This window comes from Mycobacterium sp. IDUB_36, assembly GCF_055419225.1.
The window spans coordinates 577,973-603,619 of record NZ_JBVAXH010000001.1; the positions used below are offsets into that span (position 1 = coordinate 577,973).

Here is a 25,647-nt window from a genome sequence, read left to right on the forward strand (position 1 = left end):
CGCAGCCTCTCTGGATCTGTTCAGCTATTTCGCGCAGGCACGCACAACCCTGAGGGTTGCGGGACAGCCCTGGAGGACGCGGAGTCTGATGCGGCGACGGCCGTCGATCGAAGCGGCCGACCTGCCCCGGAACCGGGGAGCTCGGCTGCCACTACCGAAGACCGCGCGATACAGACTTGTCTTCCTTCGAAGTCCTGTTGTGCCTCGCTGGAACGGTGCGCGCGGATTGCGCACGCCGCACCTCGCTCGGGCCGATGGGCCCAAAACAGGTTTGACTCTACACGCCGACCTGGCGATTCTCACCGCCCGTCGACGATGCGGGCCGAGGGCGGCCCGCTGAGGAGCCGGGCAATCCAACTCCGCCCGTCGACGATTCGGGCCGGGTCAGCGGCGCAGACCCAACCGCTCGATCAGCGAGCGGTAACGCTCGACGTCGACCTGGGCGACGTACTTGAGCAGACGCCGGCGCCGACCCACCAGCAGCAGCAGTCCGCGCCGCGAGTGGTGGTCGTGCTTGTGCAGCTTGAGGTGCTCGGTCAGGTCAGCGATCCGCTTGGTCAGCAGCGCGACCTGCGCCTCGGGGGAACCGGTGTCGGTTGCATGCAGGCCGTAGGAGCCCAGGATTTCTTTTTTCTGCTCGGCGGTAAGCGCCACGAAATATCTCCATCAATAGGTCCGCGAACATCGAGATTGAGGCGCGGCCGCCGCGAACTGCAGCACGCGTTGTGTCGCCGGAAGTTTAGCAGTGGGCCCCGCGGGACCTTCAATGCGCTGGTCAGCCGGCAGAAAGCAGGGTGCGTGCCCGGTCGGTATCCGCGCCCATCGCGACGACCAGGTCGTCCACCGAGCCGAACTTCTCCTGCCCGCGAATCCGCGCGACGAAATCCAGCGCCACGTGCTGTCCGTAGAGGTCGGCATCGGTGTCCAGGACGAACGCCTCGACCGTGCGGGTGCGACCGGAGAACGTGGGGTTGGTGCCCACCGACACCGCTGCTTGGTAGCGCTCGCCGGGCACAACGCTCCCGGTGACCGGGCCGTGGCCCAACACGGTGAACCAGGCGGCGTACACGCCGTCGGCCGGGATGGCCGAGTGCATCGGCGGGGCCACGTTCGCAGTGGGAAAGCCCAGTTCGGTGCCCCGGCCGTCGCCACGGACCACAACACCCTCGACCCGGTGCGGACGGCCAAGCGCCTCGGCGGCCGCGACCACGTCGCCGGCATCGACGCAGGACCGGATGTACGTCGACGAGAAGGTCACCGTCTCGGTGCTGTGATGCTCCGCCACCAGTGACATCGCCTCTACTGCGAACCCGAATCGTCCGCCCGCGGTGCGCAGGGTCTCGACCGTTCCGGCGGCCTTCTTGCCGAAGGTGAAGTTCTCCCCCACCAAGACTTCCACCACGTGCAGGTCCTCGACGAGCAGCTCACGGACGTAGCGCTCCGGTGTGAGCTTCATGAAGGTCGACGTGAAGGGCATGACGAGAAAGACATCGATGCCGAATTCCTCGGCGAGCTCCGCCCGCCGGGTCAGCGTCGTCAGCTGCGCGGGGTGGCTGCCGGGGTGCACCACCTCCATGGGGTGCGGATCGAACGTCATCAACACGGTGGGCACTCCGCGCGCCCGACCCGACTTGACCGCATGCTCGATCAGCTCGGCGTGGCCGCGGTGCAGGCCGTCGAACACGCCGATGGTGAGCACGCACCGACCCCAATCCGTGGGGATTTCGTCCTGGCCACGCCACCGTTGCACGACTACAAGCGTACGGGGCAAGGTAGCGCGCGGTCGTGGGAGAGCCGCAGATCAGGTGAGGATTGCTTAAACTTCCGTTGTGCGCCCTGTCGACGAGTCCAATGAGCTCACCGCGGTTGCCCAGGACTACCTCAAAGTCATCTGGAATGCCCAGGAGTGGTCGCCGGACAAGGTCAGCACCAAGATGCTGGCCGACAAGCTCGGGGTGTCCGCCAGCACGGCCTCGGAATCCATTCGCAAGCTCGCCGAGCAGGGCCTGGTCAACCACGAGAAATACGGGGCGGTGACGCTGACCGAGTCCGGCCGCCGCGCGGCGCTGGCCATGGTTCGTCGTCACCGGCTGTTGGAGGCATTCCTGGTCAAGGAGCTCGGCTACGGGTGGGACGAGGTCCACGACGAGGCCGAGGTGCTCGAGCACGCGGTGTCCGATCGGCTCATCGCACGCATCGACGCGAAGCTGGGTTTTCCGCAGCGCGACCCGCACGGCGACCCGATTCCCGGCTCGGACGGCCAGGTCCCCACTCCGCCCGCGCGCCAGCTCTGGTCCTGCGCCGACGGCGACGCCGGCACGGTGGCGCGGATCTCCGACAAGGACCCCGAGATGCTGCGCTACTTCGACAGCATCGGCATCAGCCTCGACTCGCGGTTGCGGGTGCTCACCCGCCGCGAGTTCGCCGGGATGATCTCGGTTGCGGTGGAGTCAGCCGACGGCCTGCCCACCACGGTGGACTTGGGAAGCCCTGCTGCTCAGGCGATTTGGATGGTTGCCCGCTAGTTTCCGCCACTCGCCAGGTCGATCGCCCGGTAGATCCGCTGCTCGCTGATCGGACGCGGAGTGCCGAGCTGCTGGGCCCAGAGGCTCACCCGCAATTCCTCGATCTGCCAAGCGATCTCGACGACGTCGGTGGCCGTGCGGCGCCCCGGAGGCAACGCCTGGACAAGTTCGCCGTAAGCGTCCTGAACCGCGCGCACGCGCGCCATCCGGTCGCCGTCGGCCTTGGTGGCCTGCGGCAATTGATCCAGCCGCCGGCGGATCGCGGCCAGGTAGCGGGTCAGGTCGCCCAGGCGCGCGCCCCCGGTGACGGTCACGAACCGCGGGGGCAGCAGACGCTCCAGCTGAGCACGGATGTCGGCGATCGCGCCCGCGTGTGCCGGGGTGGGTTGAGCGGGTAGGCGCAACTGCACTTCCTGCGCGGAAGCCAGCACCGTTTCGACGCGGCGCACGATGTCGAGTGTCGCCGCCTCGAAGGACGTCCCGACTCTGCCGCGCAGCGCGACGAATGTGTCGCGCGTCCATACGGGTTCGGCAAGGAGTCCATCGACGGCAGCGTCGGCGCAGTCATCGAGCAGTGCGGCAAGCGAACCGTCGGGATTCACCTTCAGGGCCAGGCGGATTCTTGGATCAAGTTGCCGCTCAATGGCTTTGGTCGGTGACGGCATGCTGAGCCGCAACAGTCGGCGTATGCCCTGACGTACCGAATCGTGTTGTTGGCCCGACGTCGCGAACACGCGCAGAGCCACGCTGCTGCCTTCATCGACGAAGGCGGGATAACCACGCACGGTCCGTCCCCCGACGATGCGTTCAATGCTGGCGGGCAGCTCGTCGATATCGTCGGGCCACCGCCGCAACCCGGTGCGTTCCAGTTCACCGGCCACTGCGTCGGCGATCGCGCGCTGAGCCGGCGCCGCCAGTCGCTGCTGAAGCGCCGGCAGGTCTTTTCCGCGCGCGATTTCGCCGCTCTCCGGCGACTCGACAGCGAACGTCACTTGCAGATGCGGGGGAAGCTTGCCCAGATCGAAGGCGTCCACCGGCACCAGGACGCCGCTGCGGCGGCGCAGTTCGCGCTGCAACGCGGTGAGCAGCGGCTCGCGGTCGCCATCGATGTCCGCCAGTACCGCGCGGGCGGTATCCGGGGCGGGAACGAAGTTGCGGCGCAAGTCTTTCGGCAATGAGCGAATGAGTGCGGTGATCAGCTCCTCGCGCAACGCCGGTACTTGCCAGGCGAACTCGTCGCCGTCCAGCCGCGCGAGCACGTCGATCGGGATGTGGACAGTGACGCCGTCGTCGGATGCGCCGGGCTCGAAACGATAGGTCAAGGGCAGCGCGACATCGCCGGCCTGCCAAGCGTCCGGCCGCCCGACGTTGTCCGCGGCGGCCACGGGGCGCAGCAGATCCGCGCGGGTGAATGTCAGCAACTCCGGCGTCGTGTGCCGCTGCTTGCGCCACCACGCGTCGAAGTGCCGGGCAGAGACAACGTCAGCCGGGATCCGCGCGTCGTAGAACTCGTACACCTCGTCGTCACCGACGAGCAGATCTCTACGGCGGGCCCGTTCCTCGAGGTCTTCGAGCTCGCTCCGCAGCCGCGCGTTGTCACCGACGAAGTGGTGTCGGGTTTGCCAGTCACCCTCGACCAGCGCATGTCTGAGGAACAATTCCCGCGCGATCACCGGCTCGATGCGCGCGTACCCGACGCGGCGGCGCGCCACCAGCGGCAGACCGTAGAGCGTCACTCTTTCGAAGGACATCACTTCGCCGCGGTCGGCGTCCCAATGCGGCTCGCTGTAGGCGCGTTGCACGCGCTCACCCGCGACACGCTCGACGACTTCCGGCTGAATCCGTGCGGCCGTCCGCCCATACAGGCGAGCGGTCTCCACCAATTCCGCGACCACCACCCAGCGGGGCGGTCGCTTGGCCAGCGCCGAGCCGGGCGCCAGCAGAAAACGCGCGTTGCGGGCGCCCTGAAATTCCTTGGCGTCCTCTCGGCGCATACCGACGTGTGACAGCAGCCCGGCCAGCAGGGCCGCATGCACGGAGCTGACGTCGGCCGGCTCGTCGGACTCGACGATGCCGAGATCGCGGGCAATGCCGCGCAACTGGCCGACCAGGTCCTGCCACTCGCGAATCCGCAGGTAGTGCAGGAATTCCTTTCGGCACATCCGCCGAAAAGCGCTGCTTGACAGACTGTTTCGTTGTTCACGCAGATAGCGCCAGAGGTTGAGGTAGGACACGAAATCCGAGTGCTCGTCGGTGAACCGGGCGTGGCTCTGGCGGGCGGCTTCCTCGCGGTCAGTGGGCCGCTCCCGCGGATCAGGGATGGTCAATGCCGCGGTCAGCACCAGCACCTCCCGCACACATCCCTCGGTATCGGCAGCCAGGATCATCCGGCCCAATCTCGGATCAACGGGCAACCGCGCCAGGCGACGGCCGACGTCGGTGATCTTTCCGGCCTGGTCGAAAGCCCCAAGTTCCTGGAGCAGCTGTACGCCGTCGCGGATACTGCGCGGGTCCGGAGGGTCGAGGAACGGAAACTCTTCCACCGCTCCGAGTTCCAGCGCCGCCATCTGCAAGAGCACCGCGGCCAGGTTGGTCCGCAGGATCTCCGGTTCGGTGTACGGCGGTCGCGCCGCGTGGTCCGCTTCGGAGTACAGGCGGATGCAGACACCCGGCGCGACCCGGCCGCAACGCCCGGCTCGTTGCGCGGCCGATGCCACGGAGATCGGCTCGATCGGCAGCCGTTGGACTTTCAAGCGGCGGCTGTAGCGCGAAATGCGTGCGTTGCCGGGATCGACGACGTACCGGATGCCTGGCACGGTCAGCGATGTCTCGGCGACGTTTGTCGCCAGCACCACGCGTCGCCCAGTGTGAGGGGCGAAGACTTTCATCTGCTCGGCGGTCGGTAGCCGCGCATACAGCGGCAGCACCTCCGAAGCAGTCACGCCGCTCAAAGCCTCTGCGGTGTCGCGAATTTCGCGTTCACCGGACAGAAACACCAGGACATCGCCCGGTGGCTCCGCCTCGAGTTCGCGAATCGCATCGACGATCGCGTCGACCTCGTCGCGAATCTCGGTGCGCACGAGTTCGTCGTCCGGGTCGTCCGGATCATCATGCGCCCCAGCGGGAATCGGCAATTCCAATGGTCTGTATCTGATCTCGACCGGATATGCCCGCCCGGACACCTCGATGATCGGTGCGCCGCCGAAGTGCGCTGCGAAGCGCTGCGGATCGATTGTCGCCGATGTGACGACCACTTTCAGGTCGGGCCGGCGGGGCAACAATTCGTGCAGGTAACCGAGCAGGAAGTCGACATTGAGGCTGCGTTCGTGAGCTTCGTCGATGATCAGGGTGTCGTAGCGCAGCAACCGGCGATCGCGCTGTATCTCGGCGAGCAGGATTCCGTCGGTCATCAGCTTGACGAGTGTGCGGTCGCTGACCTGGTCGTTGAAACGCACGGAGTAGCCGACGGCTTCACCGAGCGGCGTGCCGACCTCGTCGGCGACGCGTTGCGCGACGGTGCGGGCGGCAAGTCGTCGGGGCTGCGTATGGCCGATCATGGCGCGGACACCGCGGCCCATCTCGAGGCAGATTTTGGGTAGCTGGGTCGTTTTGCCTGATCCGGTCTCGCCGGCCACCACGACGACCTGATGCGCACGGATCGCGTCGGCAATCTCGTGACGTCGTTCGCTGATCGGCAGGCTCGGGTAGGTGATCTCAGGGACGGCGGCTTGCCGTGCGGTGAGGAGAGTTTCCGCCGCGGCGATCTGAGCGGCGAGTTGCTGGAGCTTCTCCGGCTTGGAGCCGCGAACGTTCCTCAGCCGCCGGCCGAAGCGATCGGCGTCTCGTAACGTCACACCGTCAAGGCGCTGACGCAATTCTGCGAACGACGTGTCGACCACCCGGGCCAGGATAGGCGCGACCGGTCCGACCGGAGTCCACCGCGTCGCATCGAGCGGCGCAACCCGCCGCTGCGACCCCGCGAGCGCCCTCAGTGGCCGGTGAGCTGCCTACGCAGGACTTTGCCGGTTTCGTTGCGCGGCAACTGCTCCACGAAGACGACGTCGCGCGGAATCTTGTGCCGGGCCAGATGCGCGCGCACGTGCGATTTGACGGCGTCGGCGTCCAGGACCGAAGCCGGACGGCTGACCACATAGGCCGCCAGTCGCTTGCCGAATTCCGCATCGTCGACGCCGATGACCGAAGCCTCGACGATGTCCGGGTGGTCGGCGAGCAGATTCTCGACTTCCAGGGGGAAGACATTCTCGCCGCCGGAGACGATCATGTCGTCGTCGCGGCCATCGACGAACCACAGGCCGGTTTCGTCGAAATGCCCGGTGTCACCGGTGGACAGCAGACCGTCGACGATCTCTTTGTTGCCACCGTCGGTGTAGCCGGTGAAGCTGAGACCGCTTGACACGAACAAGGTTCCGACCTGGCCGGGTTCGGTGACCTTGCGGCGGTTCTCGTCATAGATGACCACCGTGCAACCGACGGGCGGGCGGCCCACGGTGCCGGGCGCGCGGTGCAGTTCATCGGGCGTGGCGACGGCGGCGACGGCGACCTCGGTGGAACCGTAGAGGTTGTACAGCACGGCACCGAATGCGTCGTGGGTGCGACGGCACAGGTCGGGCGACAGCGAAGATCCTGCGGCGAAAAGCACGGTCACCGAGGAGGTGTCGTACTTCGCCAACACCTCAGGTCCCAGGTCGAGGATGCGTTGCAACATGGTCGGCACCAACACCACGGCGCCGACCCGATATTCGGCGATCGCTGCCAGCGACGCCTCCGGGTCGAAGCGCCGCGCCATCACAACGCGGTTGCCCGTGATCAGACCTGTCGCGCAGGTCGCCAGGCCCGTCGCGTGAAACAGGGGCGCGGCGATGTAGTAGGCGCCGTCGCGGGGCCACGGAATCCGGTCGAGTAACTGCGCGGACTGCAACGGGTCGATTCGGTTGCGCGGCACACCCTTCGGCGTTCCGGTGGTCCCGCTGGTCAGCAGCGCCATACCGCCCGGTTGGCGCGGCGCGGGCAGCGGCGACACCGATTGATGGCTGGTCAACTCGTGTTGCCGGCTGGTGGTGAACCTCAGGATCTGCGAAGGCAGCGTGGTGAGGATGTCCTCGAACTCGTCGTCGACCACAATGGCGCTCACATTTTCGCGCGCGGACACATCGGCCAGTTGCGGGCCGGCGAAGCCGGTGTTCATCAGCACCGTCCGGACGCCGATCCGGTTGGCCGCCGCCACGGTCACCATGACGTCGCGGCTGTTGCGCTGCAGCGTCGCGATCACCGCACCGGCCCGAATTCCTTTGGCCACCAATCCACGTGCCAGCGCGTTGGCCGTCTCGTCGAGCTCGCGGAAGCTGATCGTGCCGCGGTCGTCGGTGATCGCCGGAGCGTCGCCGTACCGGGCTGCTGCGTTGCTGAGAAGTCCACCGAAAGCGCCGTAGCGACGGATGGCCAGCAGGGCCCGCACCGCCTCGTCAGGTCGACGCAGGTCGACCATCCCACGGCGGGCCAACACCCGGGCCGCAGCCATACGGTCACGAATTTCGTTGAGCGCCTTCACGATACCGGGTCGACTTGACCGACCGCCGCGCGAAGAAACTGGCCGGCGACCTGCAGGCTGGTGAGCCCTCCGTCACGCGGCCACAGCCAGTAGCCGTGCATCAGACCGGGCCACAGCTGCTCGTCGCAGCGACCGCCCAATTCGACCACCTGCTTGGCGAAAGCCTCCGCGTCGGCCCGCATGACTTCCCGCGATCCGAAGTGGATCTGGATCGGCGGCAGATCGGAAAGGTCGGCATTCAACAGATTCAGCCGGGGATCCTGATCATCGTGATCACCGACGTAGAGGGCGACGGCGCGGCGCGCGGTGCGCGGATCGAGCGGTTGACTCCGGACTCGCGGGTCGGCGATACACGCCCGATACGACGGATCGATCAATGGGCCGAACAGTGCCAGCGCGGCCGGCGACGGAAGTCCTTCGTTGCGAAGCCGCACCGCGAGCGCGACCGCGAGGTGCCCCCCGGCCGAGTCTCCGGCGACGACGATCTTTGCGGGATCGTGCCCCTGCTCCAGCAGCCAGCGATAGGCGGCGAAGGCGTCGTCTTCCGCGGCGGGGAACGGGTGCTCCGGCGCGAGGCGGTAGTCGATGGTGAACGCGGGCATGCCCGAGTACTCCGACAGATGAGAGGCGAAGCCGCGGTGGGTGCGCGACGAGCAGATCAGATACCCGCTGCCGTGCAGCACCAGGATCACTCCCGCTGAGTCGTCGTTCTCCGCTGCCCGCACCCACTCCCCGCGAACCGGCGTCGAGACCGGCGAGACCCGGACACCGGGCACCACCGGGGAGGTGCGGGCGATCAGATTGTCCGCCGCCGGCCGCAGCCCGGTGAACAACCATTGCTGCGACACCAGGACGTTGAGCAAGGTGTTCAAGGTCAACCGCGAGACCGGGACGTAGGTCAGTCGATCGACCATGGTCAGCGTTCTGCGCCGCAGCACCTTGGCCGTCGTCCGAATGCTCATCGGGCGAGTAGGCCCTTGGCGATGTGGGTCACCTGGACCTCGTTGCTTCCGGCGTAGATCATCAGCGATTTGGCGTCACGGGCAAGCTGTTCCACCCGGTACTCGGCCATGTAGCCGTTGCCCCCGAACAGCTGCACCGCGTCCATCGCGACGTCGGTGGCCGCCTCCGACGAGTACAGCTTGATGGCCGAAGCCTCGGCCAGCGACGGCATCTTGCCGGCCTGGGCTTTCTCCAGGGTTTGGAACACCATGTTCTGAACGTTAATCCGCGCGACTTCCATCTTGGCCAGCTTGAGCTGAATCAGCTGGAATTGGCCGATGTTCTTACCCCACAACGTGCGGGTTTTGGCGTAGTCGATGCAGAGCCGATGGCACTCGTTGATGATGCCCAGCGACATCAGCGCCACCCCGATCCGCTCGGCGGAGAAATTGGCCCGCGCGCTGTCCCGGCCGTCTCCCGCGGTGTGGTTCTCGGTTTCGCCGAGCAGGCGGTCGGGTGAGAGCCGGACGTTGTCGAAGAACAACTCGCCGGTGGGCGACGACATGATGCCCATCTTCTTGAACGGCTTGCCCTGGGCCAGCCCCTCCATCCCGGCGTCCAAGACGAATGTCAGCACCGGCCGGTTGCGCTTGTCGGTGGTGCCGTCGTCGAGCTTGGCGTAGACCACCATCACGTCGGCGTAGGGGCCGTTGGTGATGAACGTCTTCTGCCCGCTGAGGAGGTAGTCGGCCCCGTCCCGCTTGACCGTGGTCTTCATCCCGCCGAAAGCATCGGAGCCGGAATCAGGTTCAGTGATCGCCCAGGCCGCGATCTTTTCCAGCGTCATGAGTTCGGGCAGCCAGCGCTCTTTTTGCGCGAGCGTTCCGCGGCTCATGATCGTCGCGGCGCCGAGGCCGAGACTGACACCGACGGCGCTGAGTAGGCCCAGGCTCACCCCGGCGAGTTCGGAGACCAGCACGGCCGCCATCGACCCTTGCGCGCCCAGGCCGGCGAATCCGCGTGACGACTTCTTGCCGGCTGCAGCGTCGTGCCCAGTTGATTGTTGCGCTTCGGATTTGGCCCGCTCCTTGTCCAGCATCGTCTTGACCGCTTCGGCGGCCATCACGTCGAGGCCGAATTCGCTGAACAGCTTGCGCGCAATCGGATACGGCGAAATCTCACCGGTCTCCAGCGCGTCGAGTTGCGGCCGGATCTCTTTGTCGATGAACCCGCGGATGGTGTCCCGCATGATCAGGTCGGTGTCGGACCATTCGAACATGTTGTGCTCCTTGATTACTGCGGCAGGCGCGCGGCGATGTCGTCGATCAGCCAGGGACCGTCGGTCTCGATCGTGTCGACGTCGTGCCAACCCGACAGTGACGAAATCGCGCCGCCCTGAACTGCATACACCCTGCCGGTGATCGGACACTTCTCCGCCGCCAGGTAGGCCACCAGCGGTGAGATATTGGCCGGGCTGAACAGGTCGAGCTCGCCGTCTTCGGGTTCGGACATCAGCGAACCCATGCCCGGCGTCGCCAGCGTGAGCCGGGTCCGCGCGATCGGCGCGATCGCATTCACCCGCACGCCGTAGCGCTCGAGCTCCTCGGCGGCGATCAGCGTCAGTGCCGCGATGCCCGCTTTGGCCGAGCCGTAGTTCGCCTGGCCCGCATTCGGCAGTGTCACACCAGAGCCCGAGGCGGTGTTGATCACCGCGGCGTTGGGCTGATCACCCGCTTTCGACTGTGCCTTCCAATACGCCGCCGCGTGATGCAACATCGCGAAATGACCTTTGAGATGCACCGCGATCACCGCGTCCCACTGCGCTTCCTCCATGCCGGCGATGAATGCGTCGCGCAGGATCCCGGCGTTGTTGACCAGGATGTCGAGACCACCGAATTCGTCGATCGCCTGCTGCACAACACTTTCGGCCCCGGCCCAGGTCGAGACATTTTCGGTGTTGACGACCGCGGCACCGCCGGCCGCTGTGATCTCTTCGACCACCTCGTGCGCGGGACCGGTGTCGGCGCCCTCGCCGTCGTTGCTGCCGCCGAGGTCGTTGACGACGACTTTGGCGCCCTCTCGGGCGAACAGCAGCGCATGTTCGCGACCGATGCCGCGGCCCGCCCCGGTGATGACCGCGACGCGGCCCTCCAATGCACCCATCTTCGTGCGACTCCCTTGTGTCAGTCGGTCAGGACGGCCAGGCCGTCAGTGATGACGAGATCGTCGCCCCTGGCCGTTTCGAATGCGTAGCTCGTCGTTCCGTTGCTGCTGCCGACTCTCCAGATCCTGGTCTCCAGATCGTCACCTGGAATCACCGGTTTGGAGAAGCGGACGGCAAATCGCTTGAGTCGGTTGACATCCGACCCTGCCAACTCAGTGAGCACCGCCCACGAGGTGAACGCCATGGTGCACAACCCGTGGGCGATGATCCCGGGCAGACCGGCAGACTTGGCGATCTCCTCGTCGAGGTGGATCGGCATCGGGTCGCCGGCCGCCGGTGAGTAGCGGAAAGTCTGGTCGTTGTCGACGTGCTGGACGACCTTGGCTATCGGAGCGTGCTGCCGGACACCGTCGTCGAACTTGTGCCCGGGACTCAGGTCGCCGACCGTCTTGCCCACCGACATGCCTCGCACGAACGTGGTGACGTACTGCTCGTTGACGAGTTCGCCGTCCTCGGTGCGGCATTCGAGCAGGATCGCCGCCCGGGTGCCCTTCTCCAGGCCCTGGTACCCGATCATCTTGCCGCGGGAGACCAGCTTGTCACCCGGGTGAATCGGACGATGGAAGTGAAAGTCCTGTTCGCCGTGCACGATTCGCGGGATGGCTTCGACCGGCATGACGTCCACCGCCGGGGTGAGCAGCGCCTCGAACACCGGAACGATGGCGAAAACCGGCGGCGCAACGTCCCCTCTGCGGTGCGCTGCGATCGGGTCATTGGTGGCCGCGGCGTACTCGGCCAGCCGCTCCCGGGTGACGTCGAACCGTTCCTCGTCGGTCCATCGCCCCAGACCGGTGTCGTCGAATTCCAGTGTCTCCGCCATGGTTCAGGCCGATGCCGACGCCAGTGCGTCGAGTTGGTCGAGCGTCGTGGCGAGCTGCTTGACACCGTCCTTCTCCACGGCCTTGCCGAGCGCACCCTTGATCATGGCGCCTTCGAAGTCTCCGAAGACACTGAAGTCGGAGCCCTCGTCGGCCGGGTCGATAGTGAACGTGAATTTAGCCTTGACGCCTGCCATTCCGGTGCCCGACAGGATCAGCGAACGCGGCGCATCGACCTGTTCGATGGTCCACTGGATCTTGTTCGCCATCCCCAGCATCACGATCTTGGCCGTCAGCGTCGCACCTTCGGTCACGGTGTCGGGTGGGCCTTCGAGCCACTTCTCGTGCACGGTGAACCATTTGTCCCAGTTGGCCAGGTCAGTGACGGTCCCCCAGAGTGCCTCCGGGTCCGCCGACAGGTGGCGGGTCGCTTCGATGTGTCCCATGCTCGTTGTCCTTTTTCTACGTTGTTGTCGGGGTTCAGCGTTCGGCGCGTTGGTAGGCGGTGACGACGGCCGCGCCGCCGAGTCCGATGTTGTGTTGCAGTGCAGCGGTGACGTTGTCGACCTGGCGCTTGTCTGCCTGGCCGCGCAGTTGCCAGGTCAGCTCGGCGCACTGCGCCAATCCGGTGGCCCCCAGCGGATGCCCCTTGGAGATCAGGCCGCCGGACGGGTTGACCACCCAACGTCCCCCGTAGGTGACGTCGCCGTTGTCGATCAACTTGGGCGCCTCTCCCTCAGCGCACAGCCCCAGCGCTTCGTACAGCAGCAGCTCGTTGGCCGAGAAGCAGTCATGCAACTCGATGACCTGGAACTCCTCGGGCCCCAGACCGGACTGGTCGTAAACACGTTGGGCAGCTTGCACATTCATGTGGTAACCGATCAGCCCCTTGCAGGTACCGTCGAAACTGTTCGCGAAGTCGGTCGTCATGGCCTGCCCGACGATCTCCACCGCCTGACCCGCCAGATCGTGCTTGTCGACGAACGCCTCCGAGGCCAGGATCGCCGCGCCCGAGCCGTCCGAGGTGGGCGAGCACTGCAGCTTGGTCAGCGGGTCGTAGATCATCCGCGCATCCAGGATGTCCTCCAGCGAGTAGGACTCCTGGAACTGGGCGTACGGGTTGTTGACCGAGTGCTTGTGATTCTTGTACCCGATCTTGGCGAAATGCTCTGCGGTGCTGCCGTATTGCTGCATGTGCTCTCGACCGGCCGCGCCGAACATCCACGGCGCCGGCGGAAAGAGCACTTCCGAGATCTCGGCCATCGCGATGATGTGCTTTTCCATCGGGTTGGTGCGGTCGTCGTAAGTTGATTCCAGTGAGCCCGGTTTCATCTTCTCGAAGCCGAGCGCGATCGTGCAGTCGGCCAGACCACCGCGAATCGCTTGCGCAGCAAGGTACAAGGCGGTCGACCCGGTCGAGCAGTTGTTGTTGACGTTGACGATCGGGATGCCGCTCAGGCCCAACTCGTAGAGTGCGCGCTGACCCGAGGTCGACTCGCCGTAGACGTAGCCGACGTAGCCCTGTTCGATCACGCCGTAGTCGATGCCGGCGTCCTCGAGCGCTTTGGTGCCGGACTCCCGCGCCATGTCCGGGTAATCCCAATTCTCCCGGCGGCCCGGCTTTTCGAACTTCGTCATCCCCACTCCGATGACGTAGGCCTTCTGTGACATCGCGCTCTCCTCGACCTGGATCGGTGCACTCAGTCAAAACATACACACCTGATTGTATCTTTGCAAAGGCGCGGCGTTCGGCGCCCCGAGCTGGTGCCGGGGCGCAATTCAGTCCAGAGAATCGGCGGTCAGCAGACCGTCGACGACGATTCGCAGTTGCTCGCAGGCGCGGTCCCAACGCCGGCGCGCGCGGGCGGTGTCACGATCGACGAAGCTCGCCAGCAGGATCCCCCGCAGCGCGTCCATCGCGGTGTAGACGAAGTTGCGCAGATCTTTACGCACGGCGTGATCGGGCACCAGCTGCGCGACCGCCGACACCAGGGTGCTGTTGACCAGCGGCTCTACCCGTTCGACGTGCCGAGCCAGCACCGGATCGGTACGAGCAGCCACCCAAAGTTCCACCGTCGCAACGAACATCGGTCCCTGGTGGGCCTCCCACAGAAACTCCAGCACCGTCGACACCGGATCGCTGCTGGCTTCCACCCGGCCGAACTCACGCAGGGAAGCCTGCACCCGCTGTTGCGCCAGATGCTCGATCGCCGCGACCACCAGATCCTCCTTGGAGCGGAAGTGATGGATCTGAGCTCCCCTGGTGACGCCGGCACGCTCGGCCACCCGCGGCGTGGTCGTCCCGGCGTAACCGTAAGTGACCAGGCATTCGATGGTGGCATCGAGCAGACGGGTGCGCATGGCGGCGCTACGCTCCGCCTGGGTGCGCCGCACCCGTCGCTCGCCGACTTCTGCCACGTCGTCTACCGCCTGACCTTTCCGGTCCACTTACGTTCCGCCCAGAATGTTAGCCGATCACGTCGCCGAACGTACCGTTACAGGTTTGCCGGCCGAATGACGACAACCGACTTGGTTCTGTCGCCCTCCTCGCGCAGCAGCGCAATGACCCGGCCGTCATCGGTGTGCGCGGCGTAGATCCCGTCGATGCCGGCCGGTTTCAGCGCGCAACCGTTGGCGGCCGAGTCGGCTTCGTCATCGGTGAGGTGTCGGTGTGCGAACAGTTGCAGGCACGCCTCGTCCAACGTCAGGCTCAGCCCGGGCTGGTCGGCCAGCTCATCGAGCGTGCGAGCTTGCTCGATGCCGAACCGACCGACCGCGGTGCGCCGTAACGAAGTCAGGTGACCGCCGACTCCCAGCGACGTGCCGATGTCGCGGGCCAGCGCGCGGATGTAGGTGCCTGACGAGCAGTCCACCACGACGTCGACGTCGACGAGGTCGTCGTGGCGATGCACGTCCAGCATCTCGAACCGGTCGATGCGGACCGGTCGGGCGGCCAGTTCCACGGGACGGCCTTCACGGGCCAGCCGGTAAGCCCGCTGGCCGTCGACCTTGATCGCGCTGACCGCGGACGGCACCTGTGCGATGTCGCCGCGCAATCCGGCGATCGCCGCCTCGATCGCCTCGTCGGTCACGCCATGCGCTGAAACCTGTTGCGTGATATCACCTTCCGCGTCCTCGGTCGAGGTGGACTGGCCGAGCCGAACCGTCGCCGCATAGGACTTCGAGGTCGCGGTGACCAGGCCGAGGATTTTGGTGGCCCGCTCGACGCCGATCACCAGCACCCCGGTGGCCATCGGGTCCAGTGTCCCGGCATGGCCGACCCGCCGGGTCCCGAAGATGCGCCGGCAGCGTCCGACCACGTCGTGACTCGTCATTCCGGCCGGCTTGTCGATGATGACAAGGCCGGGGTTCATAGCGTGATCGCCGTCAACACCAAGTCGCGATCCACCGACCACCGCCCGGCCAACGAGCTGAGCGGCGGACCGGTGAGCGTTGCCCCGTCGATCAAAATCGTCGATTCGAACGCACCGGCCGAACCGGTCCCGTCGACGGTGAAGGTGATGTGTGCGTCTTCGAATCCCAACCACCGCTTGGTCAGCGGGAACCACGCCTTGTAGGTGGCTTCCTTGGCGCAGAACAAGATCCGGTCCCAATGAATGTGGGAGGGCAACGCTTTCATCTCGCTGCGCTCGGCCGGCAGACTGATCGCGTCGAGCACGCCGTCCGGCAACACGTCGTGGGGTTCGGCATCCACCCCCACCGAGCGCACCGCACCGGCCCGGCCGACCACCGCACCGCGATAACCCGCGGTGTGGGTGATGCTTCCGACCACCCCGTCGGGCCAGCAGGGTTCGCCCTTCTCCCCCTTGAGGATCGGCACGGGCGGAAAACCCAGTTCGCCCAACGCAATACGCGCGCAGTACCGCACCGTGACGAACTCGTTGCGCCGCTTGGCCACCGATCGCTCGATCAGCGGCTCTTCTTCCGCCAACGGCGCCAACCCCGGTGGATCGGAATACATTTCGGCACAGGCCAAGTCGTCGACGGTGGGCAGCACCGCGGACATCAAGGTAGTCAATGTCATCGGAACTACCGCTGACGCAGTCGGTCGCGGAACTGCTGGGCCTGTGCCTTCATCTCCGACGTGATCACGAAGTGACCGCCGAAGTCGTTGAGATACCCGGGCGCATATTGCGGGTCGGGCAGGATTTGACGAAGCCAGCTGTACGGCTTGCGGCGCCGCCACTCTCGCGGATAACCCACCGACACCTCTTCGAAGCGGACGTCGTCGTACCAGGTGGTCCGCGGAATGTGCAGGTGCCCGTAGACCGAGCAGACCGCGTTGTAGCGGGTGTGCCAGTCGGCCGTCTCGGTGGTTCCGCACCACAGCGAGAACTCCGGCAGAAACAGCGCGTCACACGGCTGGCGCACCATCGGGAAGTGGTTGACCAGCACGGTCGGATTCATCCAGTCCAGGTCGTCGAGGCGCTTGCGGGTAGCCGCCACCCGCTCGTGACACCACGCGTCTCGGGAGGGGTACGGATCCGCCGAGAGCAGAAACTCGTCGGTGCACACCACATTGCGCTCGCGGGCGATGGCCAGCCCCTCGGCTTTGGTCGTGGCACCTCGCGGCAGGAACGAATAGTCGTACAGCAGGAACAGCGGCACGATGGTCGCCGGCCCACCGCGCTCAGTCCAGACCGGGAACGGGTGCTCCGGGCTGACCACCCCGAGCTCGTCGCACATGTTGACCAGGTAGTCGTAGCGGTCGCGCCCGAAGACCTGCATCGGGTCCTTGTTGGTGGTCCACAGCTCGTGGTTGCCCGGCACCCAGATCACTTTCGCGAACCGCCGTCGCAGCAGGTCCAGGGCCCAGCGGATCTCGTCGGTGCGCTCGGCGACGTCGCCACACACGATCAGCCAGTCGTCCGGTGTGGACGGATAGAGGGATTCGGTGACGGGTTTGTTGCCCACGTGGCCGGTGTGCAGATCCGATACCGCCCACAGAGTCGGCTGCCGTGCGGTCGGGGGCTGCTGCCCATCTTCTTGCCAAGCCACGATTTCCCAGCCTAACGGCTGGTCGTGAGCCGCACTTCGGGCGCCGCCGGCGGTCGACTAGAACAGGTTCTCGTTTACCCTGTAGCGGCGCGGGTGCGGCTTGTAAACTCCCCGCAGTAGTCCAGCGACGTCCGACCATTGATGGGGCCTGCGCGCCGCGCCCGAGGCGGAGTCGACCGATCAGGCACGACAGGGGGCGTCATGCTCAGCAAGCTACGACTGCTTGCCGCCATCGGTGCCTTGATCACGGCGTGTGTCGTCGTGCTGCAGAGTGCCCCGCCCACCGTCGTCGGCGGGCCCACGGTCCAGCTGCGATCCACCGGATTCCCGATGGACACGCCGACCACGATGAAGAGCCCGATCGTGGCGACCACCGATCCGAGCCCGTTCGACCCCTGCCGCGACATCCCGTTCGACACGGTCCAGCGGCTGGGGCTGGGCTTCACCCCGCCGATACCCGAGGAGGGCCTGCGCTGCCATTTCGACGCGGGCAACTACCAGCTGGCGGTCGAGCCGGTCGTCTGGCGCACCTACGAGCAGTCGCTGCCCGCCGACGCGGTGGAGACCACCATCGCCGGGCACCGCGCCGCGCAGTGGTGGAACCTCAAGCCGACCTACCACAACAGCTACTACTACTTCTCGTGCATGGTGGCGTTCAAAACCAGCTACGGCGTGATCCAGCAGTCGCTGTTCTACTCGACGATCTACTCCAGCCCGGACGTCGACTGCCCGGCCGCCAACCTGCAGCGCGCCAACGAGCTTGCGCCGTACTACAAGTTCTAGGCCCGCACCGGTCGCCGCGCCCATAATCTGATGCCGTGACGACCACCTCCGAGCACGCCGCCGGATCGACCCTGCGCACCCTCCCCCGACGACTCGCCGGCCGCGCCGTCGCCCGGACCTTGGGCCTGGCCGCCCCGACCACGAGCTACACGGTCAGCAGCGTCAAGATCCCGATGCGCGACGGGGTCGAACTGGTCGCCGACGTCTACCAGCCCACCGGCCAGACCGTCGGGACCCTGCTGGCCCGGGGACCTTACGGCCGCCGGTTTCCGTTCTCGCTGGTGTTCGCCGACCTGCACGCGGCACGCGGCTACCGCGTCATATTGCAAAGCGTGCGAGGAACATTCGGATCGGGTGGCGAATTCTCGCCGATGGTCCACGAAGCCGCCGACGGCGCCGACACGGTGGAGTGGATGCGGCGTCAGCCGTGGTTCACGGGCCGCTTCGCCACCATCGGGATCTCGTATCTGGGCTTCACCCAGTTCGCGCTGCTGCAAGACCCGCCGCCGGAGCTGGTCACCAGCGTGATCGTGGCAGGCCCCCACGATCTCAGCCTGTCGACCTGGGGAACCGGGGCGTTCTCCGTCAACGATTTTCTCGGCTGGAGCAATCTGGTCGCCCAGCAGGAAGCCGGAGGCCTGGTACGCGCCGGCGTCCGCCAACTGCGGGCCCAGAAAAGGGTCGTGCGCGCTGCCGGTGTGGCGCCGCTCGGCGCCTCGGGCCGGGGGCTGCTCGGCGACGGGGCGCCGTGGTGGGAGTCGTGGCTGGCGCCCCCGGCGGACGACAACCCGTTCTGGGACCCGCTGAAAGTCGACTCCGCGCTCGACCGGATCCAGGTGCCGCTGCTGCTGCTCAGCGGCTGGCAGGACCTGTTCCTGCCCCAGACGCTGCACCAATTTCGGCACCTTCGCCAGCGCGGCGTCGACGTCGCGCTGACGATGGGCCCATGGACGCACACCCAGCTGCTCTTCGCCGGCCTGTCCACGGTGTCCCGGGAAACCCAGCAATGGTTGGACACCCACCTGGCCGACCGCCCCGTCACTCCGCGCACCGACCGGGTCCGGTTTTTCGTCGGGCATGAAGGCTGGCGCGGTTTACCCGACTGGCCACCGGCCACCGTGGACCGGGCGTGGTACCTGCAACCCGGCGGCGGGCTTGCCGACGCCGCACCGGCGGCGGGATCATCGGCCAGCTTCCGTTACGACCCCACCGAACCGACGCCCACCCTCGGCGGGCGGCTGCTCTCCCCGGACGGCGGCTACCGCGACGACACGGCGCTGGCGGCCCGCCGCGATGTCCTGAGCTTCACCAGTGCGGCGCTTGCCGCCGATCTGGTCGTACACGGCAGTCCGGTCGCCGAGCTGGCACACAGCTCCGACATCCCGTTCGTCGACGTGTTCGTCCGGGTCAGCGAAGTCGACGCCGAAGGGCGCTCGCGCAACGTCAGCGACGGCTTCGTGCGGCTGACCGAGGCATCCGACAACGTCAGGGTCGAGTTGGACGCCATCTCGCACCGGTTCCGTGCGGGAACCCGCATCCGCGTGCTCATCGCGGGCGGCAGCCATCCACGCTTCGACCGTAATCTCGGCAACGGCGAGGCGACGTCCACCGCACATCGCATGACACCGTCGACTCACCAGGTTTCGCTCGGCACATCCCGGATCGTGTTCCCGGTCGGCTCCTGATGGCCGGGTTCGACGAATGGCGAAGTGGCGGAACGGAATTCCACTGGAATTCGACGACGGGAGCGAACTCCGGCGCGGATGTCCCGGTCTTCGTCCGCCGGTGCGGCACACCGGGCGCACCGGCATTGGTGTGCGTTCATGGCTTTCCGACGGCAAGCATCGACTTCGACGCGCTGGCCCGGGAACTACATGCCGATTTCGACATCCACCTACTCGACTTCCCGGGCTACGGCCTGTCCGGAAAGCCACCGGCGCCCTACGTGTATTCGCTGTATGACGACGCGCGTCTGCTGGTCCACGCCATCACGCAGCTGTGGCAGCTGACCGACTACACGATGTTGACCCACGACCGCGGCACCAGCATCGGGATGATCGCGTTGTCGATGTTCGCCGACCTCGACCACGCGAACCCGCCGTCGGAGGTCATCTTCACGAACGCCAACATCTATCTGCCGCTTGCCAATCTGACCGGATTCCAGAAAGCGCTGCTGGATCCGACGGTGGCCCGCAGCACCGCGCGGGCGACGACGCCGCAGGTGCTGGCCGCGGGAATGGGAGCCACGACGTTCATGCCCCGGCGGGGCCCCGACGATCCCGAGATCGGAGCTTTGGTCGAGTGTTTCGCGTACAACGACCAGATCGCGGTGCTACCGGACACGATCCAATACCTCAACGAACGGGCCGCCGACGAAACCACCTGGCTGCAATCGCTTTCCCTCAGCGACGTCAACACCACCCTGGTGTGGGGTCTGCACGACACGGTCGCCCCGGTCCGGGTGGCCAACTACGTCTGGCAGGAGTTCCTCAGGGACAAGCCCGGATTGAACCGCTATTGGATCCTGCCGGGTGCCGACCACTACCTTCAGTGCGACGCCCCGGCCCAGCTGGCAGACATCGTCCGGCTCACTGCGGCCGGCGAGCAGACCTCATTGGGCACCGTCGGCGACTGGCCCGCAGGTGCTGTGCTGGTCGATCAGACGCCGTGAAATCAGCTCGGGCGTAACGTCATTCGACCGCGTCGCGGACACGTGCAACAACCTCGCGCAGCGTCGCGTCATCGTGTACCGGGGCGCCCAGTCCCAGTTCCGTCGGCGGCAGCGGCACCCAGCTGGTGCAACCCGAGAACTCCGGCGTTCGAAGCAACTCCCTCGGCTCCAGCAGCGGGATCGCCTGCACGACCAACACGGCAAGCCGATGCTTCGGGCGAAAATCCAACCGGTCCCGGCGCACCGACGCGGCCGTCCAGATATGCAGGTCCTCGATTGCATCGATGTTGTCGGGTCGGTTGACCGGCAGGGCCGCAACAACTTTGGCGGCAGCACGCATGACCACCCGATCGTCGTTGCTGTCGGATGCCGAGGCGGCGAGCAGATCCTGGAACTGCGGCCGCACCCGTTCAGCGTGACTGTGGGCCACGGTCGGGAACAGGACGAACTCTCGGGCGGTGACGTCGAAGCGCTTCTCCCCGATTCCACCTTTGCGCAGTAGCACCTGCTGCCGGCCGGTCAGGAGCGCGTGCACCACCGCGGCCCACTCCTTGAGCGCGGTCGCGGTCGAGATCACCTGGCCGCGAGGCGGCGCAACGGCGGATCGGTTTTGGGGGGCTGGCGGCGCTCCGGCAGTGCACGCAGCAGCCGCGTCGTTGATGCCGCGACCTCAGCCACCGCCGCCTCGAAAACCTCGGCGTTGGCCGAGGAGGGATGGGTGAAGCCGCTGACTTTGCGCACATATTGCCTGGCTGCGGCCTCGATCTCGGCGGTGGTGGCCGGCGGTTCGAGGCCGCGCAGTTCGGTGATGTTCCGGCACATGTTCTCACGATAGATCCAACGGTGACTACGGTTGGCGGGAAGACCGACCCGCGTCGCCGAGGATGCGGCGCGGAGTGATGAGGAGGAGCGGCGCCAGTGACCGAAGACATCCTGTTGATCCACACCGACGAGCGGGTGCGAACCCTGACCCTGAACCGACCGCAGTCACGCAACGCGTTGTCGGCGGCACTTCGGGACCAGTTCTTCGGCGCCCTGGCCGAGGCCGAAACCGACGACGACGTGGACGTCATCATCGTCACCGGCACCGATCCGGTGTTCTGCGCCGGTCTGGATCTCAAAGAGCTGGGCGGGCAGACTGCGCTTCCGGACATCTCGCCGCGGTGGCCGGCGTTGAGCAAGCCCGTCATCGGCGCGATCAACGGCGCCGCCGTCACCGGCGGACTCGAGGTTGTCCTGTACTGCGACATCCTGATCGCGTCCGAGCAGGCGCGCTTCGCCGACACCCACGCCCGGGTCGGACTGCTGCCGACGTGGGGGCTCAGCGTGCGTCTGCCGCAGAAGGTCGGCATCGGGCTGGCCCGACGGATGAGCCTGACCGGTGACTACCTGTCCGCGCAGGACGCGCTGAGGGCGGGCCTGGTCACCGAGGTGGTGCCGCACGGAGAGTTGCTGCCCGCCGCACGAAAGGTCGCCGACAGCATCGTCGGCAACAATCAGGACGCTGTTCGCGCGCTGCTGTCGTCGTACCACCGCATCGACGATTCGAACACCGGCGAGGGTTTGTGGCTGGAAGCGACTGCGGCACGGGCATTTCGGACCTCCGGCGACGACATCGCCGCCAACCGCGAGGCGGTGTTGCAGCGCGGTCGCGCCCAGGTGCGCTGACAGCCGATCGCTCGCGTTGGCAGTGCCGTCAGTCGTCGGCGAGTCCCCTGACGACCCGGCAGGGGTTACCGGCGGCGAAGACCCGCGTCGGGACGTCGCGGGTCACAACGCTGCCGGCCCCGATCACCGAGTGGTCGCCGATCGTCACCCCCGGACACACGATGACGCCGGCCGCCAGCCACACGTTGTCTCCGATGACGACCGGCGCCGCGGACTCGATGCCGGCTCGCCGGGCTGTGTAGTCGTCGACGGGATGCAGGGCCGTCAACAGTTGCACGCGCGGCCCGATCTGCACGTTGTCGCCGATCGTGATCGGTGCGCAGTCGAGGAAGATCGCGTCGTAGTTGACGAAGCAGCCGGCGCCGATCGTGATCTGGGTGCCGTAGTCGCATTGAAATCGCGGTAGGACTTCAGAGCCTTCGCCCAGTCGGCCGAGCAACCGCCGCAACGCTTCCGGCTCACCGGCGTTGAACATCGCGACCAGGCGCTGGCACGCCCTGCGGCCCGCAACCAGCTCGGGATCGTCAGCACGATAAGGCTCGCCGTTCAGCATCCGGTCGCGTTCGCTCGTCATCTCCCGGTCACCGCCCAGCGACCCGACATCGCCCGCCACCCGACAAACGCCAGCCGCAGCACGATGAAAAGGCTCAGCCCGGACCAGATTCCGGCCAGCCCCCAGTCGAAGTGCAGCGACAGCCAGATCGGCGGCAGAAAGCCGACGAGTGCACTGACGACCGTGGCGGTACGCATGAACGCCGCATCACCGGCACCCAGTAGCACCCCGTCAAGCGCGAAAACCACTCCAGCCAAGGGTAATTGAGCAACCATGAACCACCAGGGCACCCTGACCGCCGCCAGCACCGACGCGTCGTCGGTGAACAACCGGGGCAGGACAGCAGCACCCGACGCGAACACTGCGGCCAGGCCGCTGGCCGCAACCGCGGACCACAGCGTCACCCGCCGGGCCGTCGAGGTCGCCTGCGGCACATCGCCGGCGCCCAAGGCTGCGCCGACCAGTGCCTGGGCCGCAATAGCCAGCGAATCGAGAACGAGCGCAAGGAAATTCCACAGCTGCAGGACGATCTGGTGGGCCGCCACCGCCGCAGCACCGAACCGGGCGGCCACCGCCGCGGCCGAGACGAAGCAGGCCTGGAATGCCAGTGTCCGCACCAGCAGGTCGCGACCCAACACGATCTGGGCCCGCAGCGCGTGACGATCCACCCGGGCCGGCACATCCTCAGCGAGCAGTGCGCGCCCGAACAGCACCGCGGCCAACCATTGACCCGACAGGTTGGCGATCGCCGAACCGGCCAGACCCAACCGGGGCACGCCCAACCACCCGTAGACGAGCACAGGACACAGCAACGCCGACAAGCCGAAGCCGACCAGCACGTAACGCAGCGGACGAACGGTGTCCTGCACGCCACGTAGCCAACCGTTGCCCGCCATCGACAGCAGAATCGCCGGGGCTCCCAAGATCGCGATGCGCAGCCAGGGCAGCGCCGCGTGCGCGATGTCGTTCGATCCCGCGATCACCGACACCAGCGGAACCGCGGCAGCCTGCACCACAACGACGATCGACACGCCGAGCGCCAACGCCAGCCAGGTCGCTTGGACACCTTCGGCGACCGCCGAAACACGGTCGCCCGCACCGAAATAGCGGGCCGAGCGCGCCGTGGTGCCGTAGGAGAGGAATGTCAGCTGCGAACCGACCATCCCCAGGATCAAACCCCCGATGGCCAGGCCGGCCAGGTTCAGCGCGCCCAGCCGGCCGACGATCGCGGTGTCGAAAAGCAGGTAGAGCGGTTCAGCGGCGAGCACGCCGAGGGCCGGCACCGCCAGCTTCGCGATCTGGCGACCACCTGGCTGCGACCGAACCGGCTCGCTCACCCCAAAGCGGCGCTCAGCGCAGCCACGACCTCGTCGACGGAGCCCGTGGTCGAATAGCCAGCGGCCAGCCGGTGCCCGCCACCGCCGAAGGTCGCCGCCACAGCGGAGAGGTCGACGGCGGCCTTGGCTCGCATCGACACCGACCAATGCTGCGGATCGATCTCTTTGAACACCGCGGCCACCTCGGCCTGTTGTGTGGTGCGCACGATGTCGACGATGCTTTCGACTTCTTCGGGGCGGGCGGTCGCCCACTCCTGGTTGGTGACGACGGCGTAGACCAGGCCGCGGCCGCCGGCGGCGTCGGGCACCAACTGCGCCGAACCCAGCACCCGGGACAACATCGACAGCCACGCGAAAGGATGGGTGTCCATCAGCGACCGGGTGATCGCGGCGTTGTCGATACCCAGCTCGACCAGCCGCGCCGCCAGCCGGTACGCACCCGCACTGGCCCAGCGGAAAGACCCGGTGTCGGTGGTCAGGCCCGCGTACAGGCAGTAGGCCACATCGGTGTCGATCGGCTTGTCCCACGCGTCGAGCAGCTCGGCCACCATCATCGTGGTCGAGTCTGCCGCCGGCTCAACGAAATTCGCGGTGCCGAACATCTGGTTCGAAGCGTGATGATCGATCACCAGCACCTCGTGTCCGTTGCCGGCCATGTCACGAAGGTCACCGAGCCGATTCATGCTCGGAATATCCACTGTCACAACGAGGTCGACATCTCGGCGCATGGCACCGGGATCGACCAGCAGCCGTCCGCCGGGAAGTGACCGCAACGACTCCGGGAGCGCAGCCGGTGCCGCGAAGCTGACCTCGACGGACTTGCCGCACCGGTCGAGCACCAACGCCAATGCCAGCCCGGCGCCGATGGTGTCCGCGTCGGGATGGACGTGGCACACCACCCCGACCGATTCCGCTGCGTCCAGCACCTTGGCGGCGCCGATGGCGTCGACCCGGTCTGCCGCGTTGGATTCAATCTTCGAATTTGTCGTCGTCACCGGCGCCTCCCCCGTTATCGGCTGGTGCCCCCGTGCTCAAGTCCCCGGCTCCTCCGCCGGCCGCTGCACGGCCCGCATCGTCGCCAGGGATGTCGTCGTCTTCGTCGCCGGTGACGCGGTACGGATCCGGGTCGCCGGCCGGAGTGGCCCCTTCCCGGATTCGAGCCACATCGGCGTCCGCGGCACGCGCGCGTGCCAGTAGTTCCTCCATCCGCTGCACCGAGTCCGACACCGTGTCGCGGGTGAAGGTCAGCGTCGGCGTGAACCGGACTCCGGTACCGGCGCCGACCTTGCTGCGCAGCACACCCTTTGCGCGCTCGAGCGCGGCAGCGGCACCGGCGTAGTCGGGTTGCTCGTCCAACGACGAATTCATCACCGTGTAGTACAGCGTCGCGTCGTGCAGGTCGCCGGACAGCTTGGCGTCGATGATGGTGATTCCGACCAACCCCGGGTCTTTGATCTCGTACTCGATCGCCGTGGCGACGATCTCAGAGACCCGCTTGGCCAGCCGGCGCGCCCGCGCCGGGTCAGCCATGCCGAAGG

25 protein-coding genes are annotated in these 25,647 nt (G+C 66.7%); 5 read left to right on the top strand and 20 right to left on the bottom strand.

Going from position 1 to position 25,647, the window contains the following annotated elements; translation table 11 throughout:
* Nucleotides 1–384 precede the first annotated feature (384 nt).
* Nucleotides 385–654 (bottom strand): 30S ribosomal protein S15, encoded by a 270-nt coding sequence (rpsO, locus tag ACZYW1_RS02755; RefSeq protein ID WP_292990839.1) that lies wholly within the window; start codon nt 652–654, stop codon nt 385–387.
* Nucleotides 655–775: 121 nt separating this feature from the next.
* On the bottom strand, nt 776–1,750 hold the full coding sequence (locus ACZYW1_RS02760) for a bifunctional riboflavin kinase/FAD synthetase (RefSeq protein ID WP_463783070.1): 975 nt from the start codon (nt 1,748–1,750) through the stop codon (nt 776–778).
* 79 nt (nt 1,751–1,829) lie between these two features.
* Here ACZYW1_RS02760 and mntR point away from each other — a divergent pair, with 79 nt between their 5' ends.
* Complete coding sequence (gene mntR, locus ACZYW1_RS02765; protein WP_463783072.1) at nt 1,830–2,525, top strand: manganese-binding transcriptional regulator MntR; 696 nt, start codon at nt 1,830–1,832, stop codon at nt 2,523–2,525.
* On the opposite strand, the gene hrpA is transcribed toward mntR, so the two are convergent.
* The 12 genes from hrpA to ACZYW1_RS02825 all read right to left on the bottom strand — a co-directional run bounded on the left by hrpA (nt 2,522) and on the right by ACZYW1_RS02825 (nt 17,097).
* Entirely contained in the window at nt 2,522–6,424 is a 3,903-nt protein-coding gene (gene hrpA, locus ACZYW1_RS02770; protein WP_463783073.1) for an ATP-dependent RNA helicase HrpA, read from the bottom strand. The genes mntR and hrpA overlap by 4 nt on opposite strands.
* A gap of 89 nt (nt 6,425–6,513) precedes the next feature.
* Complete coding sequence (locus tag ACZYW1_RS02775; RefSeq protein WP_463783075.1) at nt 6,514–8,064, bottom strand: acyl-CoA synthetase; 1,551 nt, start codon at nt 8,062–8,064, stop codon at nt 6,514–6,516.
* A 26-nt stretch (nt 8,065–8,090) separates the two neighbouring features.
* The gene (locus ACZYW1_RS02780; RefSeq protein ID WP_463783077.1) at nt 8,091–9,056 is read right to left on the bottom strand and encodes an alpha/beta hydrolase; all 966 of its coding nucleotides are present in this window, start codon (nt 9,054–9,056) and stop codon (nt 8,091–8,093) included.
* Nucleotides 9,053–10,315, bottom strand: a complete 1,263-nt coding sequence (locus tag ACZYW1_RS02785) for an acyl-CoA dehydrogenase family protein (protein WP_463783079.1) — start codon at nt 10,313–10,315, stop codon at nt 9,053–9,055. Before ACZYW1_RS02785 ends, ACZYW1_RS02780 begins: the two co-directional genes overlap by 4 nt.
* Before the next feature lie 14 nt (nt 10,316–10,329).
* Nucleotides 10,330–11,199 carry an SDR family oxidoreductase gene (locus tag ACZYW1_RS02790; RefSeq protein ID WP_463783081.1) on the bottom strand — a complete coding sequence of 290 codons (870 nt, stop codon included), beginning with the start codon at nt 11,197–11,199 and terminating at the stop codon, nt 10,330–10,332.
* A gap of 20 nt (nt 11,200–11,219) precedes the next feature.
* Nucleotides 11,220–12,080, bottom strand: coding sequence for a MaoC/PaaZ C-terminal domain-containing protein (locus ACZYW1_RS02795; RefSeq protein ID WP_463783082.1), 861 nt, complete (start codon nt 12,078–12,080; stop codon nt 11,220–11,222).
* 3 nt (nt 12,081–12,083) lie between these two features.
* A complete protein-coding gene (locus ACZYW1_RS02800; RefSeq protein WP_463783083.1) occupies nt 12,084–12,524 on the bottom strand; it encodes a type II toxin-antitoxin system Rv0910 family toxin in 441 nt (146 codons plus the stop codon).
* A 34-nt stretch (nt 12,525–12,558) separates the two neighbouring features.
* Nucleotides 12,559–13,749, bottom strand: a complete 1,191-nt coding sequence (locus ACZYW1_RS02805) for a lipid-transfer protein (RefSeq protein WP_463783086.1) — start codon at nt 13,747–13,749, stop codon at nt 12,559–12,561.
* 108 nt (nt 13,750–13,857) lie between these two features.
* A complete protein-coding gene (locus tag ACZYW1_RS02810) occupies nt 13,858–14,439 on the bottom strand; it encodes a TetR/AcrR family transcriptional regulator (protein ID WP_463787649.1) in 582 nt (193 codons plus the stop codon).
* Between the two features lie 134 nt (nt 14,440–14,573).
* Entirely contained in the window at nt 14,574–15,452 is an 879-nt protein-coding gene (gene truB / locus ACZYW1_RS02815) for a tRNA pseudouridine(55) synthase TruB (RefSeq protein ID WP_463783088.1), read from the bottom strand.
* Nucleotides 15,449–16,123, bottom strand: a complete 675-nt coding sequence (pptT, locus tag ACZYW1_RS02820; RefSeq protein ID WP_463783090.1) for a 4'-phosphopantetheinyl transferase PptT — start codon at nt 16,121–16,123, stop codon at nt 15,449–15,451. The genes truB and pptT overlap by 4 nt, the downstream gene beginning before the upstream one ends.
* Nucleotides 16,124–16,128: 5 nt before the next feature.
* On the bottom strand, nt 16,129–17,097 hold the full coding sequence (locus ACZYW1_RS02825) for a metallophosphoesterase family protein (RefSeq protein ID WP_463783091.1): 969 nt from the start codon (nt 17,095–17,097) through the stop codon (nt 16,129–16,131).
* Between the two features lie 201 nt (nt 17,098–17,298).
* Between ACZYW1_RS02825 and ACZYW1_RS02830 the strand changes: the two genes are divergently transcribed.
* Genes ACZYW1_RS02830 through ACZYW1_RS02840 form a run of 3 tightly spaced genes read left to right on the top strand, consistent with a single transcriptional unit; the run spans nt 17,299 to nt 20,551 of the window.
* On the top strand, nt 17,299–17,880 hold the full coding sequence (locus ACZYW1_RS02830; protein ID WP_463783093.1) for a DUF3558 domain-containing protein: 582 nt from the start codon (nt 17,299–17,301) through the stop codon (nt 17,878–17,880).
* Between the two features lie 35 nt (nt 17,881–17,915).
* Nucleotides 17,916–19,565: a CocE/NonD family hydrolase gene (locus tag ACZYW1_RS02835; RefSeq protein ID WP_463783096.1), complete on the top strand. Its 1,650-nt coding sequence runs from the start codon at nt 17,916–17,918 to the stop codon at nt 19,563–19,565.
* Nucleotides 19,565–20,551, top strand: coding sequence for an alpha/beta fold hydrolase (locus ACZYW1_RS02840; protein ID WP_463783097.1), 987 nt, complete (start codon nt 19,565–19,567; stop codon nt 20,549–20,551). The genes ACZYW1_RS02835 and ACZYW1_RS02840 overlap by 1 nt, the downstream gene beginning before the upstream one ends.
* Nucleotides 20,552–20,570: 19 nt before the next feature.
* On the opposite strand, the gene ACZYW1_RS02845 is transcribed toward ACZYW1_RS02840, so the two are convergent.
* Together ACZYW1_RS02845 and ACZYW1_RS02850 are read right to left on the bottom strand one after the other, a co-directional pair.
* On the bottom strand, nt 20,571–21,125 hold the full coding sequence (locus tag ACZYW1_RS02845; RefSeq protein ID WP_463787650.1) for a DUF1802 family protein: 555 nt from the start codon (nt 21,123–21,125) through the stop codon (nt 20,571–20,573).
* Nucleotides 21,125–21,373 carry a DUF2277 family protein gene (locus tag ACZYW1_RS02850; RefSeq protein ID WP_463783098.1) on the bottom strand — a complete coding sequence of 83 codons (249 nt, stop codon included), beginning with the start codon at nt 21,371–21,373 and terminating at the stop codon, nt 21,125–21,127. The genes ACZYW1_RS02845 and ACZYW1_RS02850 overlap by 1 nt, the downstream gene beginning before the upstream one ends.
* Before the next feature lie 96 nt (nt 21,374–21,469).
* On the opposite strand from ACZYW1_RS02850, the gene ACZYW1_RS02855 reads away from it, so the two are divergent.
* On the top strand, nt 21,470–22,219 hold the full coding sequence (locus tag ACZYW1_RS02855; protein ID WP_463783100.1) for an enoyl-CoA hydratase: 750 nt from the start codon (nt 21,470–21,472) through the stop codon (nt 22,217–22,219).
* 28 nt (nt 22,220–22,247) lie between these two features.
* Here ACZYW1_RS02855 and ACZYW1_RS02860 read toward each other — a convergent pair whose 3' ends face one another.
* The 4 genes from ACZYW1_RS02860 to rbfA are packed head-to-tail and all read right to left on the bottom strand — an operon-like array spanning nt 22,248 to nt 25,639.
* A complete protein-coding gene (locus ACZYW1_RS02860; protein WP_463783102.1) occupies nt 22,248–22,793 on the bottom strand; it encodes a sugar O-acetyltransferase in 546 nt (181 codons plus the stop codon).
* The gene (locus tag ACZYW1_RS02865) at nt 22,790–24,109 is read right to left on the bottom strand and encodes an MATE family efflux transporter (RefSeq protein WP_463783105.1); all 1,320 of its coding nucleotides are present in this window, start codon (nt 24,107–24,109) and stop codon (nt 22,790–22,792) included. Before ACZYW1_RS02865 ends, ACZYW1_RS02860 begins: the two co-directional genes overlap by 4 nt.
* A complete protein-coding gene (locus ACZYW1_RS02870; RefSeq protein ID WP_463783106.1) occupies nt 24,106–25,104 on the bottom strand; it encodes a DHH family phosphoesterase in 999 nt (332 codons plus the stop codon). The genes ACZYW1_RS02865 and ACZYW1_RS02870 overlap by 4 nt, the downstream gene beginning before the upstream one ends.
* Complete coding sequence (gene rbfA, locus ACZYW1_RS02875) at nt 25,079–25,639, bottom strand: 30S ribosome-binding factor RbfA (RefSeq protein WP_463783108.1); 561 nt, start codon at nt 25,637–25,639, stop codon at nt 25,079–25,081. The genes ACZYW1_RS02870 and rbfA overlap by 26 nt, the downstream gene beginning before the upstream one ends.
* Nucleotides 25,640–25,647 lie beyond the last annotated feature (8 nt).

What these genes read in the sequence shown, in the direction of transcription:
- ACZYW1_RS02775 (WP_463783075.1), bottom strand. Translation starts at nt 8,064, where the DNA reads ATGGCTGCGGCCCGGGTGTTGGCCCGCCGTGGGATGGTCGACCTGCGT.
- ACZYW1_RS02780 (WP_463783077.1), bottom strand. Translation starts at nt 9,056, where the DNA reads ATGAGCATTCGGACGACGGCCAAGGTGCTGCGGCGCAGAACGCTGACC.
- ACZYW1_RS02785 (WP_463783079.1), bottom strand. Translation starts at nt 10,315, where the DNA reads ATGTTCGAATGGTCCGACACCGACCTGATCATGCGGGACACCATCCGC.
- ACZYW1_RS02790 (WP_463783081.1), bottom strand. Translation starts at nt 11,199, where the DNA reads ATGGGTGCATTGGAGGGCCGCGTCGCGGTCATCACCGGGGCGGGCCGC.
- ACZYW1_RS02795 (WP_463783082.1), bottom strand. Translation starts at nt 12,080, where the DNA reads ATGGCGGAGACACTGGAATTCGACGACACCGGTCTGGGGCGATGGACC.
- ACZYW1_RS02800 (WP_463783083.1), bottom strand. Translation starts at nt 12,524, where the DNA reads ATGGGACACATCGAAGCGACCCGCCACCTGTCGGCGGACCCGGAGGCA.
- ACZYW1_RS02805 (WP_463783086.1), bottom strand. Translation starts at nt 13,749, where the DNA reads ATGTCACAGAAGGCCTACGTCATCGGAGTGGGGATGACGAAGTTCGAA.
- ACZYW1_RS02810 (WP_463787649.1), bottom strand. Translation starts at nt 14,439, where the DNA reads ATGCGCACCCGTCTGCTCGATGCCACCATCGAATGCCTGGTCACTTAC.
- truB (WP_463783088.1), bottom strand. Translation starts at nt 15,452, where the DNA reads ATGAACCCCGGCCTTGTCATCATCGACAAGCCGGCCGGAATGACGAGT.
- pptT (WP_463783090.1), bottom strand. Translation starts at nt 16,123, where the DNA reads ATGACATTGACTACCTTGATGTCCGCGGTGCTGCCCACCGTCGACGAC.
- ACZYW1_RS02830 (WP_463783093.1), top strand. Translation starts at nt 17,299, where the DNA reads ATGCTCAGCAAGCTACGACTGCTTGCCGCCATCGGTGCCTTGATCACG.
- ACZYW1_RS02840 (WP_463783097.1), top strand. Translation starts at nt 19,565, where the DNA reads ATGGCCGGGTTCGACGAATGGCGAAGTGGCGGAACGGAATTCCACTGG.
- ACZYW1_RS02850 (WP_463783098.1), bottom strand. Translation starts at nt 21,373, where the DNA reads ATGTGCCGGAACATCACCGAACTGCGCGGCCTCGAACCGCCGGCCACC.
- ACZYW1_RS02860 (WP_463783102.1), bottom strand. Translation starts at nt 22,793, where the DNA reads ATGACGAGCGAACGCGACCGGATGCTGAACGGCGAGCCTTATCGTGCT.
- rbfA (WP_463783108.1), bottom strand. Translation starts at nt 25,639, where the DNA reads ATGGCTGACCCGGCGCGGGCGCGCCGGCTGGCCAAGCGGGTCTCTGAG.